Source organism: Couchioplanes azureus (genome assembly GCF_014648355.1).
Lineage (GTDB): Bacteria > Actinomycetota > Actinomycetes > Mycobacteriales > Micromonosporaceae > Actinoplanes > Actinoplanes azureus.
Map to the genome: position 1 here is coordinate 645,891 of NZ_BMQY01000002.1, position 15,161 is coordinate 661,051.

Sequence of the window (15,161 nt, forward strand, 5' to 3'; positions counted from 1 at the left end):
AGCCGGCCGATGTCCTCGCGCACGCCGGAGATGAGCAGCCGACCGCCGGAGGGTTCAGCCGTTCCCTAGCCTTCGCCGTCGGCCGCGGGCCGGGGCAACGGGCGCGCCACCCGGGACCGGTTCGCCCCCGCCCTGGTCCGCCCCGCACCGCCCGCCGGCATCGCCGCCGGCCCGCCGCCCGTCACCCCGTCGCCGTCCTCGCCATCCCCCTGGCCGGCGACACCATCCCCCTGGCCGGCGACACCATCCCCCTGGCCGGGGACACCCGTGCCCCCGGCACCGGAGCCTGCGGTGGTCGCGGCCGAGCTGTCCTTCGGTGAGGCGAGCGCCGCCAGGACCGCCTCGGCCGTGCGGCGGCCGATGCCCGGAACCTCGGTGATCTCCTCCGGGCTCGCCTGCGCCAGCCGCTTCAGCGAGCCGAAGTGCCGCAGCAGCGCCTTGCGGCGGGTCTCCCCCAGGCCGGGGATGTTGTCCAGCGCGGACGCCGTCATCCGCTTCGAGCGCCGCTGCCGGTGGAAGGTGATGGCGAAGCGGTGCGCCTCGTCGCGGACGCGCTGCAGGAGGTAGAGGGCCTCGGACGTGCGCGGCAGGATGACCGGGAAGTCCTCGCCCGGCAGCCACACCTCCTCGAGCCGCTTGGCCAGGCCGCAGAGCGCCACGTCGGTGATCCCGAGGTCGGAGAGCACCGCCGCGACGGCGTTGACCTGGGGCTGGCCGCCGTCGACGACGACGAGCTGGGGCGGATAGGCGAACCGGCGTGGCCGCCCGGTGAGCGGGTCGATGCCCGGCAGGTCGTGGGTGGCCGGCTCACCGACCCCGGCCGGAGACCCGGAACCGGACGCGAAGGCCCCGGCCACAGTGGAGCCGACCGGGGAAGAAGCCGGGGAGGAACCCTCCGAAAGCCGGGCCAGGGAAGAACCGGCCGCGGAGGAACCCCCGGCCGAAGAACCGTCCGCGGAAGCAACGACCTCGGGAAGGTCGGCCAAGGAACCCTCGGAGACCTCGCCCAGGGAAGCCTCGGAGACCTCGCCCAGGGAGGCCAGGGAAGCCCCGGAGGGCTCGGCCGGGGAAGCGTCGGTGGCCGGCACGGCCGGGTCGTCCGTGGACCGGGCGCGGTAGCGGGCGAACCGGCGCCGCATCACCTCGCTCATGGCCGCCAGGTCGTCGGTGCCGCTGCCGTCCGGGTTGCCCCGGACCGCGAAGCGGCGATACTCGCTCTTCCTCGGCAGGCCGTCCTCGAAGACGACCATGCTGGCCACCACGTCCGTGCCCTGGATCTGGGAGACGTCGAAGCATTCGATGCGCAGCGGCGCCGTGTCCATCCCGAGCGCCTCGGCGATCTCGTCGAGTGCCTTGCTGCGGGTGGTCAGGTCTCCGGCGCGGCGCAGCTTGTGGCGGGCGAGGGACTCGCCGGCGTTGCGGGCCACGGTCTCCAGCAGGGTGCGCTTGTCGCCTCGCTGTGGCACCCGCAGGGTCACACGGCTGCCGCGGTGCTCGGTGAGCCAGTGTTCGAGCGCGGCGGCGTCCGGCGGGAGCTCCGGCACGAGCAGCTCCCGGGGGACGTCGTTCTCGCCGTGCTCGTCGCCGTACACCTGGCTGCAGAAGTGGTGCACGAGGTCTCCGGTCGTCAGGTCCTCGACCTTCTCCACCACCCAGCCACGCTGGCCGCGCACGCGGCCGTCGCGGACGTGGAAGACCTGGACCGCGGCCTCGAGCGGGTCCTCGGCGAACGCGACGACGTCGGCGTCGGTGCCGTCGCCGAGCACGACGGTCTGCTTCTCCATCGCCTTGCGCAGCGCGGCGATGTCGTCGCGCAGGCGGGCGGCCTTCTCGAACTCGAGCTGCTCGGAGGCGTCGAGCATGTCGCGCTCGAGGCGCTTGACGAAGGTGTCGGTGCGCCCGGCCATGAAGTCGCAGAAGTCGTCGACGATCGCGCGGTGCTCCTCGGCCGTGACCGAGCCGACGCAGGGTGCGGAGCACTTGCCGATGTAGCCGAGCAGGCACGGGCGGCCGATCTGACCGGCCCGCTTGAAGACCCCGGCGGAGCAGGTGCGGGCCGGGAAGACCCGCAGCAGCAGATCGAGGGTCTCCCGGATCGCCCAGGCGTGGCTGTACGGCCCGAAATACCGCACGCCCTTGCGCTTGGCCCCGCGCATGACCTGCAGCCGCGGGAACTCCTCGTTGAGGGTGACGGCGAGGAAGGGATACGACTTGTCGTCGCGGTACTTGACGTTGAAGCGCGGGTCGAACTCCTTGATCCAGGAGAATTCGAGCTGCAGCGCCTCGACCTCGCTGCCGACGGTGACCCAGTCCACGGAGGCCGCCGTGGTGACCATCTGCTGGGTGCGCGCGTGCAGGCTCCACGTGTCGGCGAAGTAGGAGTTCAGCCGGTTGCGCAGGCTCTTGGCCTTGCCGACGTAGATGACGCGGCCGGTGGGGTCGCGGAAGCGGTAGACGCCGGGAGCGTCCGGAATGGTCCCGGGCGCCGGCCGGTAGCTGGACGGGTCAGGCACGTCTCCACACTAGTGCGGACCCCTGACATGATTACCCGACCGGAGGCCCGCTGCCGCCGCCACGGCGTCGGGCCTCCGGCCGTACGGTGGCGGGCAGGGCGAGATGGGGGCCGGCCGTGCCGGCAGGGCGTGTCCGCCGCGTCCCGTGGCCGCGGCGGCCATCACTGGCCGGCCCCCACGTCCTCACGCGGCGACGATGTTGTCGCCGTCCTTCTTGACCTTCGTCTCCGGCAGGGGCTTGCGGGCCGGTCCGCCCGTGGGCGAACCGTCGGAGATCGAGAAGCTGCTGTTGTGGCAGGGGCAGGTGATCTGACCGCCGTCCACCTTGGTCACCGGGCAGCCCTGGTGCGTGCAGATCTTGCTGAACGCCTTGTAGGTGCCCTTCTCCGGCTGGGTGATGACGTAGTCGCCCTTGATGATGCCGCCGCCCTCGGGCACGTCGACCGCCGCCACGAGGGTCTTGCCACCGGACGAGCCGCCGCCGTCGGAGCCGTCGTCGGAGCCTCCGCCGTTGGCGTCCGGGCCTGCGCTGCCCGCGGGGAGGGGATCGTTGCTGAAGTCGCCGCCGTCGGCGCCGACGCCGTTCTTGGTGTCCGTGCCGCAGGCGGCGAGCAGGCACCCGGCACCGAGCGCGCCGGCGCCCGAGAGTACGACGCGACGCGAGGCCACCATGCCGGCGGTCTCGCGGGTGCCCGTGATCTCCGTGTCGGGCCGCTGCACGTCAGTCATCTTTCGCCAAACCCTTCCCAGAACCCCTGGACCGCGCGCTTACGTCACGCGGCGTTGCCTGTATGTACGCGCGCCCGGCCGATGTAGTTCATGGGCACCCGAGAAATTATCCGCGCGGAAGCCCTGTTTTCCGGGGCCTTCCGCCAAGGACAGCACGGCGCCCGCCCCTTTCCCGCCGCTCGGCAGCGGCGGGAACAGGAACGGGCGTCGTAGCTGTGAGTTACCTGTGTCCTTCAACCATCAGACGGCGGTCTTGGCGCGGGACCGGCTCGCCCGCGGCTTGGCGGCCGTCTTGGCGGCGGCCTTGGCGCCCGTCCTGCCGCCGCCGTTGGCCTTGGCGGCGCGGGCCTCCGCCGCCTGCGCCCCGGCGGGCTCCCCGCTCAGCCCGAGCATCGGGCGCAGGAAGTGGCCGGTGTGGCTGGCGGCGACCTCGGCGATCTCCTCGGGCGTGCCCGTCGCCAGCACCAGGCCGCCCTTGCTGCCGCCCTCCGGGCCCATGTCGATGATCCAGTCGGCGGTCTTGATCACGTCGAGGTTGTGCTCGATGGTGATCACCGTGTTGCCCTTGTCGACCAGCCCGTTGAGGACCAGCAGCAGCTTGCGGATGTCCTCGAAGTGCAGGCCGGTGGTCGGCTCGTCGAGCACGTAGACGGTCCGGCCGGTGGAGCGCTTCTGCAGCTCGGAGGCGAGCTTGACGCGCTGTGCCTCGCCGCCGGACAGCGTGGGAGCCGGCTGGCCCAGGCGCACGTAGCCCAGGCCGACGTCGACGAGGGTCCGCAGGTGGCGGTGGATCGCCGGGATGGCCTGGAAGAACTCCGCGGCCTCCTCGATCGGCATCTCCAGCACCTCGGAGATCGTCTTGCCCTTGTAGTGGACCTCCAGCGTCTCCCGGTTGTAGCGGGCGCCCTTGCAGACCTCGCACGGCACGTACACGTCCGGGAGGAAGTTCATCTCGATCTTGATCGTGCCGTCGCCGGAGCAGTTCTCGCAGCGGCCGCCCTTGACGTTGAACGAGAACCGGCCGGGACCGTACCCGCGGACCTTGGCCTCGGTGGTCTCGGCGAAGAGCTTGCGGACGTTGTCGAAGACGCCGGTGTAGGTCGCCGGGTTGGAGCGCGGGGTGCGCCCGATCGGCGACTGGTCGACGCCGACGACCTTGTCGACGTGCTCCAGACCGGTGACGCGGGTGTGCCGGCCGGGGACCATCCGGGCGCCGTTGATCTGGTTGGCCAGCACGGTGTAGAGGATGTCGTTGACCAGGGTGGACTTGCCCGAGCCGCTGACCCCGGTCACCGCGATGAACTGCCCGAGCGGGAAGTCGACGGTCAGGTTGCGCAGGTTGTGCTCGCGGGCGCCCTGCACGACCAGCTCGCGGCCGGCGGTCTGCGGCCGGCGGGTGGCCGGGGTGGGGATCGACTTGCGGCCCGACAGGTATGCCCCGGTGGGCGACTGCTTGTTGGCCAGCAGTCCCTTCACCGACCCGCTGTGCACGATCTGCCCGCCGTGCTCCCCCGCGCCCGGGCCGATGTCGACGATCCAGTCCGCCGTGCGGATGGTGTCCTCGTCGTGCTCGACCACGATCAGGGTGTTGCCGAGGTTCTTGAGGCGCACCAGCGTCTCGATCAGCCGGTGGTTGTCGCGCTGGTGCAGGCCGATCGAGGGCTCGTCGAGCACGTAGAGGACGCCGACCAGGCCGGAGCCGATCTGGGTGGCGAGCCGGATGCGCTGCGCCTCGCCGCCCGACAGGGTGCCGGCGCCGCGGTCCAGCGACAGGTAGTCCAGGCCGACGTCGACCAGGAAGCGCAGCCGGGCGTTGATCTCCTTGAGCACCCGCTCGGCGATCATCTTCTGCCGGTCGTCGAGCTCGATGGTGGCCAGCAGCTCGGCGCACTCGCCCACCGAGAGGTTGCAGACCTCGGCGATGCTCTTGCCGGCGATGGTGACCGCCAGGACCTCGGGCTTGAGCCGCGCCCCGCCACAGGTCGGGCAGGGGATGTCGCGCATGTAGCCCTCGTACTTGTCGCGCGACCAGTCGCTCTCGGTGTCGTTGTGCCGGCGCTCGATCCACTGCACCACGCCCTCGAAGCCGGTGTAGTAGGAGCGCTCGCGACCGTACTTGTTGCGGTAGCGGACGTGGACCTGGTCCTCGGAGCCGTAGAGGATGGTCTTCTGCGCCCGGCTGGGCAGCGCGCGCCACGGGGTGTCGACGCTGAAGCCCTCGGCCTTGGCCAGCGCCTCCAGCAGGCGCAGGAAATACTCCAGGGTCGAGCCGCCGGACCAGGGCTGGATGGCGCCCTCGCGGATGCTGCGCTCCTCGTCCGGGACGATCAGCTCCGGGTCCACCTCCTTCTTGGTGCCCAGGCCGGTGCACTCCGGGCAGGCGCCGTAGGGCGCGTTGAAGGAGAAGACCCGCGGCTCGAGGTCCTCGATCGCGAGCGGATGGTCGTTGGGGCAGGCCAGGTGCTCGGAGAAGCGGCGCTCGCGGCCCGGATCGTCCTCCGGCAGGTCGACGAAGTCGAGCAGGACGATGCCGCCGGAGAGCGCGAGCGTGGCCTCCACCGAGTCGGTCAGCCGCTGCTTGCTGCTCGCCTTGACGCTGAGCCGGTCGACCACCACCTCGATGGTGTGCTTCTCCTGCTTCTTCAGCTTCGGCGGCTCGGCGAGCGGGTGGACCACGCCGTCGACCCGGGCCCGGGCATAGCCCTTGGCCTGCAGCTCGGCGAAGAGGTCGACGTATTCGCCCTTGCGGCCGCGCACGACCGGCGCGAGCACCATGAAGCGGGTGCCCTCGGGCATCGCCAGGACCCGGTCGACGATCTGCTGCGGGGTCTGCCTGCTGATCCGCTCGCCGCAGGCCGGGCAGTGCGGGATGCCCGTGCGCGCGAAGAGCAGCCGCAGGTAGTCGTAGACCTCGGTGATGGTGCCGACGGTCGAGCGCGGGTTGCGCGAGGTCGACTTCTGGTCGATCGAGACCGCCGGGGACAGGCCCTCGATGAAGTCGACGTCGGGCTTGTCCATCTGGCCGAGGAACTGCCGGGCGTACGACGACAGCGACTCCACGTAACGCCGCTGCCCCTCGGCGAAGATCGTGTCGAAGGCGAGGCTGGACTTGCCCGAGCCGCTCAGCCCGGTGAACACGATCATCGCGTCGCGGGGCAGGTCGAGGTTGACGTCGCGCAGGTTGTGCTCCCGCGCGCCGCGGATGATCAGTCGGTCGGCCACAGCCAGCCACTCCGTTTACGTCAGTTCGATAGGCGCCGCCACCCTAACCGCGGGGTACGACATTTTGCGGACCGCCGAGGTACAGCACTCCGCCGGGACCTCGAATTCCCGTCACCCCGGCGGGTGAACCTCCCTCGAACATCCCCCGCGCTCCCGGTCAGCGTCGCGGTCGGCGCCGACCCGGGCCGGCCGTCCCGGCGAGCCGCTCGGCCCGGCGCCCGCTCTCCACGGCGACCTCACGGTGCAGTTTGCGCCAGCTTTCCAGCCGCCGCGGCACCAGGGTCCCGTCGGCCAGCGCGGCCTGCACCGCGCAGCCGGGCTCGCCGTCGTGACGACAATCACCGAAGCGACAGCGCCCGGCCACCGCGGCGACGTCCGCGAACGCCCGGTCCAGCCCCGCGGCCGTCTCCAGCAGGCCCACCCCGCGGATGCCGGGCGTGTCGATCACGGCGCCGCCGCCGGGGACCGGCACCAGATTCCGGTACGCGGTCGTGTGCCGCCCCTTGCCGTCCGCCCGCCGGATCTCCTGTACGCCCATCACCTCGGCGCCCGCAAGCGCGTTGACGAGCGTCGACTTGCCCGCTCCGGAACGGCCGAGCAGCGCCAGGGTGCGCCCGGGCGCCACGAGGTCACGCAGCTCGGACAGGCCCGCACCGGTGCGGACGCTGACCGGCAGCACCCGTACCCCCGGAGCCAGCTCGCCGAGCTGGCGCGCGATCGCCTCCGGATGGCGCGCGGTGTCGCTCTTGGAGAGCACGATCAGCGGCTGCGCGCCGGACTCCCAGGCCAGGGCCAGCAGCCGCTCCACGCGGGCGTCGTCGGGCGCCGGATGCATCGGCTCGACCACCGCGACGGTGTCCATGTTGGCGGCCAGGACCTGGCCGGTGGAGTCCTTGTCCGCGGTACGCCGGATCAGCGCACTGCGCCGCGGCAGCACGATCTCGAGCGTGAGCCGGCGGTCCGGCCAGCGCCGCAGCACCGCCCAGTCACCGGCACAGGGCAGGTCGGCGGGGTCGGCCGCGGCACCGATCAGCAGGCTGCCGGCGAGGCTCGCGCGGTGCACGCCGTCGGCGGCGAGCACGGTGCAGACGCCGCGATCGGCGCGCAGCACCCGCGCCGGGACGGTGTCGGCGCGGTCGAAGGGACGGTAGGCGGACGCGAGCGTCGCGTCCCAGCCCAGAGCGGGCAGGTCAGACATGGGAAACCCTCTGTGGTGTGGGGAGCGGCGCCGACGGGTGTCAGGCGCGGGCTCCCGGGCGAAGTCGGGACGCACGAACGGAAGGCACGGTTCCCACCTCCTCCGGGGGTCTGCGACGCGTCTGAGCGAACGGTACGGTCGCCGTGACCGCGCCGAAAGCGAGTTTCTTCGTCGCTGCCCGCGCGGGCCACCCACTAGGTTGAGGGGGTGACCATCGATCCACTTGTGCTGATGACCGATGTCGATCAGGCGACCGCCCGCCTCGTCCGGACGGCCGAGGAGCTGGAGCCCGGCGCCGAGGCCGCCCCGTCGCCGCTGCCCGGCTGGACCATCGGGCACGTGCTGACCCACGTGGCCCGCAACGCCGACTCCCTCACCAACCTGCTCACCTGGGCCCGCACCGGCGTGGAGACGCCGCAGTATCCGACGCCGACGGCCCGGGCGGAGGGCATCGAGGCCGGCCGGGGCCGCCCGCTCGCCGAGCAGATCGCCGACCTGCGCGAGTCCCACGAGCGGTTCGCGGACGCCGCGGCGGCCATGCCGGCCGAGGCCTGGACGTTCCACCTGCCGTCCTGGGACCGCTCCGCCGCGTACGTGCCGTGGGCCCGGCTGCGCGAGGTCGAGGTGCACCACGTCGACCTGGGCCGCGGATACACCCCGGAGGACTGGTCGGACGCGTTCGCCCTGCGGCTGCTGCGCGAGATCGTCGGCGGCGTGACCGACGGCTCGCCGGCGCTGGTGCTGCGCCCGCACGGCCTGGAGCACCCGCTGACCATCGGCGATGTGCAGGAGACCACCCCGGTGGTCGCCGGTCCCACCCGCTCCCTCGCCGCCTGGCTCGCCGGCCGCGCCGACGGTGCCGACCTGACCGTGTCCCCGGACGGCGAGCTGCCGGCCGTACCGAAATGGAAGTGACCATGGGATACACCGGAGACGTCAGCCGCGGCTCGGCCCCGGCGGTCCGCGAGCTCCACGGCCTGACCGTCACCAAGGTGTCCGTCGGTCCGATGGACAACAACGCCTACCTGCTGCGCTGTGCCTCCGACGGCACGCAGGTGCTCGTCGACGCCGCGAACGACGCGCCGACCCTGCTGGAGCTGATCGGCGACGGCGGCCTGGCGGCGGTGGTGACGACCCACCGGCACCACGACCATCACGGCGCGCTCGCCGAGGTCGTCCAGGCGACCGGCGCACGCTCGATCGCCGGCGCGGACGACGCCGAGGCGATCCCGGTGGTGACGGACACGGTGCGCGACGGCGACACCATCGCGGTCGGCGACTGCACGCTCGAGGTCATCCACGTGGTCGGTCACACCCCGGGCTCCATCGTGCTGCTCTACCGGGAGCCGGACGGCATCGCCCACCTCTTCACGGGCGACAGCTTGTTCCCGGGCGGCGTCGGCGCCACCAACGGTGACGAGAACTTCAGGTCGCTCATCGGCGACGTGCAGGCCAAGCTGTTCGACCGGCTTCCCGACGACACCTGGTTCTACCCCGGCCACGGCAAGGACTCGACGCTCGGCGCGGAGCGTCCCCACCTGCCCGAATGGCACGCCCGCGGCTGGTGAGGCCGGACGGTCAGCCCTGGGCGGAAACATGCCGGACGGGCTCCGGCGCGGACGTAGGGTCGGAACACCCCTCGAGCCTTCGGAGGTCCCGATGGATCTGCGCCACGACCCGATGCGCTGGCAGCCGTTCCCACCCTCCCCCGAATCCTGGCCGCCGGGCACGCCGGGCGCCGGCGGCCCCACCATCCCCGGCTGGCTCGAGGAGCGCCTCTTCGACCAGCGCATCGTCATGATCCGCGGTCCGCTCACCGGTCAGGCCGCCACCGGCATCGCCGCGGCGCTGCTCACCCTGGACGCGGCCGGCCCGGAGCCGGTGCACCTGCACATGGCGAGCGGCGGCGGCGAGCTCAACGCGGCCCACGCGGTCGTCGACGTGATCGACGCGATGACCGCGCCGGTGCACGCGGTGGTCACCTCGGAGGCGGGCGGCGCGGTCGTCGCGGTGCTCGCGGCCGCGCAGCGACGGTCGGCCTACCGGCACGCCCGGTTCAAGCTCGCGGAGCCCCGCGCCGCCGGAGTCACGGGTACGGCGGACGAGGTCGCCGCGGCGGCCGGGCAGCACCTGCGGGAGCTGGAGGAGGTGATCCTGCGCCTCGTGGAGGTGACCGGGCAGACCCGCAGCCGGGTGGAGGACGACCTGTCGGCGGGCCGGATCCTGTCGGCCGAGGAGGCGAAGGACTACGGCCTCATCGAGGTGGTGATCGCGGGCAAGACCCGGTAGCCCCGCAAAATACCGCGGCGCGGTCCCCCGGAGGGAACCGCGCCGTGGAGAGAACCGGTGACCGGGATTACTCGGCGACCTTGACGCCCATCGACCGGGCCGTGCCGGCGACGACCTTGATGGCGGCGTCGACGTCGTTGGCGTTCAGGTCGGGGAGCTTGCGCTCGGCGATCGACCTGATCTGGTCCGCGCTCAGCGTTCCCACCGTCTGGGTCAGCGGGTTGGACGCGCCCGACTGGATGCCCAGAGCCTTGCGGATCAGGAAGCTCGTCGGCGGCGTCTTGTAGGTGAGCTGGTGGGAGCGGTCCTCGAAGACGGTGACGATGACGGGGATGATCTCGCCACGGTTCTTCGCGGTCGCCTCGTCGTACTCGACCTTGACGGCACGCATGTTGGCGCCGGTGGGGCCGAGCATCTTGCCGAGGTCCACCATCGCGGCGTTACCCGCCTCAAGCGCGAGGGTCACCTCATGGGTCTTCTTCTTGGGCGGCATTGCGCAAAAGCTCCTTAGTGTGTGCTGCACGGGCCAAAGTCAGGAGCTCGCCAGCATCATCAACGCACGACAACCCCGAGACTTTACTACCGCGCTCGGTCCCGGGTCAAAACGCCACCGGGAGAGCAAGCGGGTGCACCGTCTCGGGTTCCACCTGCCAGTGTATCGCGACCTCCGCCGGGCCCGGCGGCCCCCTCGGGGGTTGCCGCGGTTCATCGACAAAAGGGACGTACGGGACGGCGGTTGACACCGATCACGCAGATGAACCCCGGGGCGCCGACGGCAACCCAGACCGGCGAGAATGAGGTCATGCAGACCCGCACCGACCTTCGCAACGTCGCCATCATCGCCCACGTCGACCATGGCAAAACCACCCTGGTCGACGCCATGCTGCGCCAGGGGAGCCAGTCCCACGCGCGGGGCGAGATGGCCGACCGCGTCATGGACTCCATGGACCTGGAGCGGGAGAAGGGCATCACCATCCTCGCCAAGAACACGGCGATCAGCTACCAGCCCGCCGACGGCGAGCCCGTCACCATCAACATCATCGACACCCCCGGCCACGCCGACTTCGGCGGCGAGGTCGAGCGCGGCCTCACCATGGTCGACGGCGTCGTCCTGCTCGTGGACGCCTCCGAGGGCCCGCTGCCGCAGACCCGCTTCGTGCTCCGCAAGGCGCTGCACGCCAAGCTGCCGATCATCCTGGTGATCAACAAGGTGGACCGCCCCGACGCGCGGATCAAGGAGGTCGTCGACGAGACGTACGAGCTCTTCCTCGACCTCGACGCCGACGAGCACCAGATCGAGTTCCCGATCGTCTACGCCTGCGCGCGCGACGGCATCGCCTCGCTGACCCAGCCCAAGGACGGCACCGTCCCGGAGGACAGCACCGACCTCGAGGTGCTGTTCAGCACGATCCTCGACACCATCCCGGCCCCGACCTACACCGAGGGCGCGCCGCTGCAGGCGCACGTCGTCAACCTCGACGCCTCGCCGTTCCTCGGGCGCCTCGCGCTCTGCCGGGTGCACGAGGGCACCATCCGCAAGGGCCAGACCGTCGCCTGGTGCAAGACCGACGGCACGATCAGCAACGTACGCATCTCCGAGCTGCTGATCACCGAGGGCCTGGAGCGCAAGCCCGCCGAGAGCGCCGGCCCGGGCGACATCATGGCGGTCGCCGGCATCGCCGACATCATGATCGGTGAGACGCTCGCCGACGCCGAGAACCCCAAGCCGCTGCCGCTGATCCAGGTCGACGAGCCGGCCATCTCCATGGTCATCGGCACCAACACCTCGCCGCTGGTCGGCAAGGTCAAGGGCGGCAAGGTCACGGCCCGCATGGTCAAGGACCGGCTCGACAAGGAGCTCATCGGCAACGTGTCGCTGCGGGTCCTGCCCACCGAGCGCCCGGACGCCTGGGAGGTGCAGGGCCGCGGCGAGCTGGCCCTCGCCATCCTGGTCGAGCAGATGCGGCGCGAGTCGTACGAGCTGACCGTCGGCAAGCCGCAGGTGGTCACCAAGATGATCGACGGCAAGCTGCACGAGCCGGTCGAGCGGCTCACCATCGACGCCCCCGACGAGTACATGGGCGCGATCACGCAGCTCCTCTCCACCCGCAAGGGCCGGATGGAAGAGCTGATCAACCACGGCACCGGCTGGCTGCGCATGGAGTGGCTGGTGCCCGCCCGTGGCCTCATCGGATTCCGTACGGAGTTCCTCACCGAGACCCGCGGCACCGGCATCATGCACCACCTCTTCGAGGACTACGAGCCGTGGTTCGGCGAGCTGCGCACCCGCCAGAACGGCTCGCTCGTCGCCGACCGGGCCGGCGTGGTGACGGCGTTCGCCATGACCAACCTGCAGGAGCGCGGCCAGCTCTTCGTCGAGCCGACCACCGAGGTGTACGAGGGCATGATCGTCGGCGAGAACAGCCGCCAGGACGACATGGACGTCAACATCACCAAGGAGAAGAAGCTCACCAACATGCGCTCGTCGACCGCCGACGAGACCGAGAAGCTGATCCCGCCGCGCAAGCTGTCGCTGGAACAGGCCCTCGAATTCTGCCGCGAGGACGAGTGCGTCGAGGTGACGCCGGCCGCGGTGCGCATCCGCAAGGTCGTGCTCGACCAGCAGACCCGCGGCCGGGCTGCGGCCCGGCGCAAGCACCAGCAGTAGGACACGTCGCGGGTACGGTGCTCGGCACCGTACCCGCGCATGGTTTTCGAAAGGCCCCGCTGCCGTGACAGCGGGGCCTTTGTCGTCGGGTGGGACGGAGGTCTTGAGCGGCTGCTTCTCGTCGGCCGGAGGTCTTGGGCGGCTGCTTCTGGTGGGACCGACGTCTTGAGCCGGCTGCTTCTGGCCGCGCGTCGCCTTCCGGTCAGGCGGAGGTCTTGAGCCGCCGCTTCCCGTCGGGCGGCGCTGCCGGCTCAGGCCGAGGTCTTGAGCCGCCGCTTCCCGTCGGGCGGCGCTGCCGGCTCAGGCCGAGGTCTTGAGCGGCTGCTTCTGGTCGCGCGACGATTTGACCAGGCTGGCGACGGTGGCGATGCCGAGGGTGCCGATGATGACCAGCAACGAGAGCCAGATCGGGATCTCCGGCGCCCACGACACCCCGTGACCCTGGTTGATGAACCCGACCGAGTTGGTGTGCAGCGCCTCGAGGAACAGCTTGACGCCGATGAAGGCGAGCACGAACGCCAGCCCGATGTTGAGGTAGACCAGGCGCTCCAGCAAGCCGCCGAGCAGGAAGTAGAGCTGGCGCAACCCCATCAGGGCGAAGACGTTGGCGGTGAAGACGAGGTACGGCTCCTTGGTGATGCCGAAGATCGCCGGAATCGAGTCGAGCGCGAAGATCAGGTCGGTGGTCCCGATGGCGATCATGACGATGAGCAGCGGCGTGAACACCCGCTTGCCGGTCTCGGTGATCGCCGTCATCTTGCCGGAGTCGAAGGAGCTGGAGATCGGGAGCGCCCGCTTGGCCCAGCGGATCAGGATGTTCTCCTTGAAGTCCTCCTCGTCGTTCTCACCGCCCTTGAGCAGCGTGATCGCGGTGTAGACGAGGAAGACGCCGAAGATGTAGAACACCCATGAGAACTGCTGGATCAACGCGGCTCCGGCGGCGATGAACGCACCCCGCATGAGCAGCGCCAGTACGATCCCGATGAGCAGCACCTTCTGCTGGTACTGCCGCGGCACGTTGAACCGCGCCATGATGATCATGAAGACGAAGAGGTTGTCGACGCTCAGCGAGTATTCGGTGAGCCACCCGGTGTAGAACTCCCCCGCGGGCCCCCCGCCGGCCGTGACCCACAACCCGACCCCGAACGCCAGGGCGAGGCCGACGTAGAAGGCGACCCAGCCACCGGCCTCCCGCATCGACGGCTCGTGCGGACGCCGCCCGACGATCAGCAGATCGACGGCGAGCATGAGGACGAGAGCGGCGAGGGTGACCAGCCACACCCAGGTGGAGACGTTCAACGAGGACCTCCGGCAGACACGGCTCATCGCCGCACCGGAAAGAGGATCCGAAGCGGCGAAGTGACTGTCGGAGGTCTCTTCCGCCTTCGCCCGGCGAGCGAAGACCACCGGCCCCGGGCGCGCCGCTAGGACGCTGACCGTGCTGACGAGACCGGCGCAGAGGAATACTCCCCTCCTACGGGAGCCATTGTGTCGCATCCCGGGCTCCCATGACACGTCACCCCGGCCAATCGTGTCAGGGCTCTCGCAGACGGTTCCCCAGGTCAGCGATTTCGACCCCACACCGCCTAAGGCATCCTAGGAGGCTAGTTTGTCTTCAGTTGGCGCGAAACCGAGTCCGCCGCCTGCCATTCTCCGAGCCGAGCGCACCTTCCCCGGTTCGCTGAGCCGAGCCCCTTGCCTGCGGTTCTCCGAGCGGAGCGCACCTCCGGCGGTTCGCTGAGCCGAGCCCACCGCCCGCGGTTCTCCGAGCCGAGCCCACCGCGCCGCGGTCCCTAAGCCGAACGCACCGCCCGCGGTTGTGCGCGCCCAAGCCCACCGCGCCGCGCTTTCCTAAGCCGAACCCACCGCCCGCGGTTGTGCGCGCCCAAGCCCACCGCGCCGCACTTTCCTAAGCCGAACCCACCGCCCGCGGTTCTCTGAACCGAGCCCGTCGCCCCCGGTCCTCGAAGCCGAGCCGCCGGTACAGCCCGCTCGCGGGGTTGTCGACGTTGACATCGAGCCACGCCTCATCCGCTCCCCCTGCCCGCATCCGCCGCAGGGCCTCCGACACGAGAGCCGCACCGAGCCCACGCCCCCGAGCCGCGGGAACGACACCCACCTGCACGATCCATCCGACGGCAGCGGTCACGAAGCCGGCGTCGCCCACTCCGGGAACGGTCGCCAGCACGGACCACCCGGGCCGGAACTCGTCGTCCCCGGTCACCCCGGCGATCCACCGCCCCGCGCTCCACCCGGGGAAGCCCGGCCGCTCCCGGAAAGCGGCCTCATAAACCCGGAAGAACCGCTCGGCCTCCGCATCCGACCACACGGCGAGGGTGGTGCCAGCCGGCCACACCGCATCGGGTACGCGCCGAGCACCCAGATCGAACCGCATGACGTCCTCGGCGAACACCTGTCGCAGACCCCGCTGGTGGAACAGCCGGAGGGAATCAGCGGTCAGGGACTCGGTCTCGACCGTCACCGGTCCCCCACTGCGCCGGCATTCGGCCAGCCCCCAGTCGATGAGCCGGCGCCCCAGACC

Annotated in this window: 11 protein-coding genes; 4 read left to right on the plus strand and 7 right to left on the minus strand. The window is 71.0% G+C overall.

All coding sequences use genetic code 11. From position 1 onward, the window contains the following. Nucleotides 1–65 precede the first annotated feature (65 nt). From uvrC to rsgA, 4 genes are all read right to left on the minus strand, one after another. Nucleotides 66–2,513: an excinuclease ABC subunit UvrC gene (gene uvrC, locus IEY99_RS10015; protein WP_189201652.1), complete on the minus strand. Its 2,448-nt coding sequence runs from the start codon at nt 2,511–2,513 to the stop codon at nt 66–68. Between the two features lie 183 nt (nt 2,514–2,696). Further along, the gene (locus IEY99_RS10020) at nt 2,697–3,242 is read right to left on the minus strand and encodes a Rieske (2Fe-2S) protein (protein ID WP_189201654.1); all 546 of its coding nucleotides are present in this window, start codon (nt 3,240–3,242) and stop codon (nt 2,697–2,699) included. 240 nt (nt 3,243–3,482) lie between these two features. Then, the gene (gene uvrA / locus IEY99_RS10025) at nt 3,483–6,464 is read right to left on the minus strand and encodes an excinuclease ABC subunit UvrA (RefSeq protein WP_189201656.1); all 2,982 of its coding nucleotides are present in this window, start codon (nt 6,462–6,464) and stop codon (nt 3,483–3,485) included. A gap of 157 nt (nt 6,465–6,621) precedes the next feature. Further along, on the minus strand, nt 6,622–7,662 hold the full coding sequence (gene rsgA / locus IEY99_RS10030; RefSeq protein WP_189201658.1) for a ribosome small subunit-dependent GTPase A: 1,041 nt from the start codon (nt 7,660–7,662) through the stop codon (nt 6,622–6,624). Nucleotides 7,663–7,869: 207 nt separating this feature from the next. Here rsgA and IEY99_RS10035 point away from each other — a divergent pair, with 207 nt between their 5' ends. The 3 genes from IEY99_RS10035 (at nt 7,870) to IEY99_RS10045 (ending at nt 9,951) form a co-directional block, all read left to right on the plus strand. Then, a complete protein-coding gene (locus IEY99_RS10035) occupies nt 7,870–8,577 on the plus strand; it encodes a maleylpyruvate isomerase family mycothiol-dependent enzyme (protein ID WP_189201660.1) in 708 nt (235 codons plus the stop codon). Between the two features lie 2 nt (nt 8,578–8,579). Then, the gene (locus IEY99_RS10040; RefSeq protein WP_189201662.1) at nt 8,580–9,230 is read left to right on the plus strand and encodes an MBL fold metallo-hydrolase; all 651 of its coding nucleotides are present in this window, start codon (nt 8,580–8,582) and stop codon (nt 9,228–9,230) included. Nucleotides 9,231–9,321: 91 nt separating this feature from the next. Further along, complete coding sequence (locus IEY99_RS10045; protein WP_189201664.1) at nt 9,322–9,951, plus strand: ATP-dependent Clp protease proteolytic subunit; 630 nt, start codon at nt 9,322–9,324, stop codon at nt 9,949–9,951. 67 nt (nt 9,952–10,018) lie between these two features. On the opposite strand, the gene IEY99_RS10050 is transcribed toward IEY99_RS10045, so the two are convergent. Beyond that, on the minus strand, nt 10,019–10,417 hold the full coding sequence (locus IEY99_RS10050) for an uL11 family ribosomal protein (protein ID WP_229798420.1): 399 nt from the start codon (nt 10,415–10,417) through the stop codon (nt 10,019–10,021). Between the two features lie 336 nt (nt 10,418–10,753). Here IEY99_RS10050 and typA point away from each other — a divergent pair, with 336 nt between their 5' ends. Then, nucleotides 10,754–12,619, plus strand: a complete 1,866-nt coding sequence (gene typA, locus IEY99_RS10055) for a translational GTPase TypA (protein ID WP_189201668.1) — start codon at nt 10,754–10,756, stop codon at nt 12,617–12,619. Between the two features lie 300 nt (nt 12,620–12,919). Here typA and IEY99_RS10060 read toward each other — a convergent pair whose 3' ends face one another. Both IEY99_RS10060 and IEY99_RS10065 read right to left on the minus strand, forming a co-directional pair. Then, entirely contained in the window at nt 12,920–13,918 is a 999-nt protein-coding gene (locus IEY99_RS10060) for a TerC family protein (RefSeq protein WP_189201670.1), read from the minus strand. A gap of 610 nt (nt 13,919–14,528) precedes the next feature. Next, a complete protein-coding gene (locus IEY99_RS10065; protein ID WP_189201672.1) occupies nt 14,529–15,101 on the minus strand; it encodes a GNAT family N-acetyltransferase in 573 nt (190 codons plus the stop codon). Nucleotides 15,102–15,161: the final 60 nt, after the last annotated feature.

What these genes read in the sequence shown, in the direction of transcription:
- IEY99_RS10020 (WP_189201654.1), bottom strand. Translation starts at nt 3,242, where the DNA reads ATGACTGACGTGCAGCGGCCCGACACGGAGATCACGGGCACCCGCGAG.
- typA (WP_189201668.1), top strand. Translation starts at nt 10,754, where the DNA reads ATGCAGACCCGCACCGACCTTCGCAACGTCGCCATCATCGCCCACGTC.
- IEY99_RS10040 (WP_189201662.1), top strand. Translation starts at nt 8,580, where the DNA reads ATGGGATACACCGGAGACGTCAGCCGCGGCTCGGCCCCGGCGGTCCGC.
- rsgA (WP_189201658.1), bottom strand. Translation starts at nt 7,662, where the DNA reads ATGTCTGACCTGCCCGCTCTGGGCTGGGACGCGACGCTCGCGTCCGCC.
- IEY99_RS10045 (WP_189201664.1), top strand. Translation starts at nt 9,322, where the DNA reads ATGGATCTGCGCCACGACCCGATGCGCTGGCAGCCGTTCCCACCCTCC.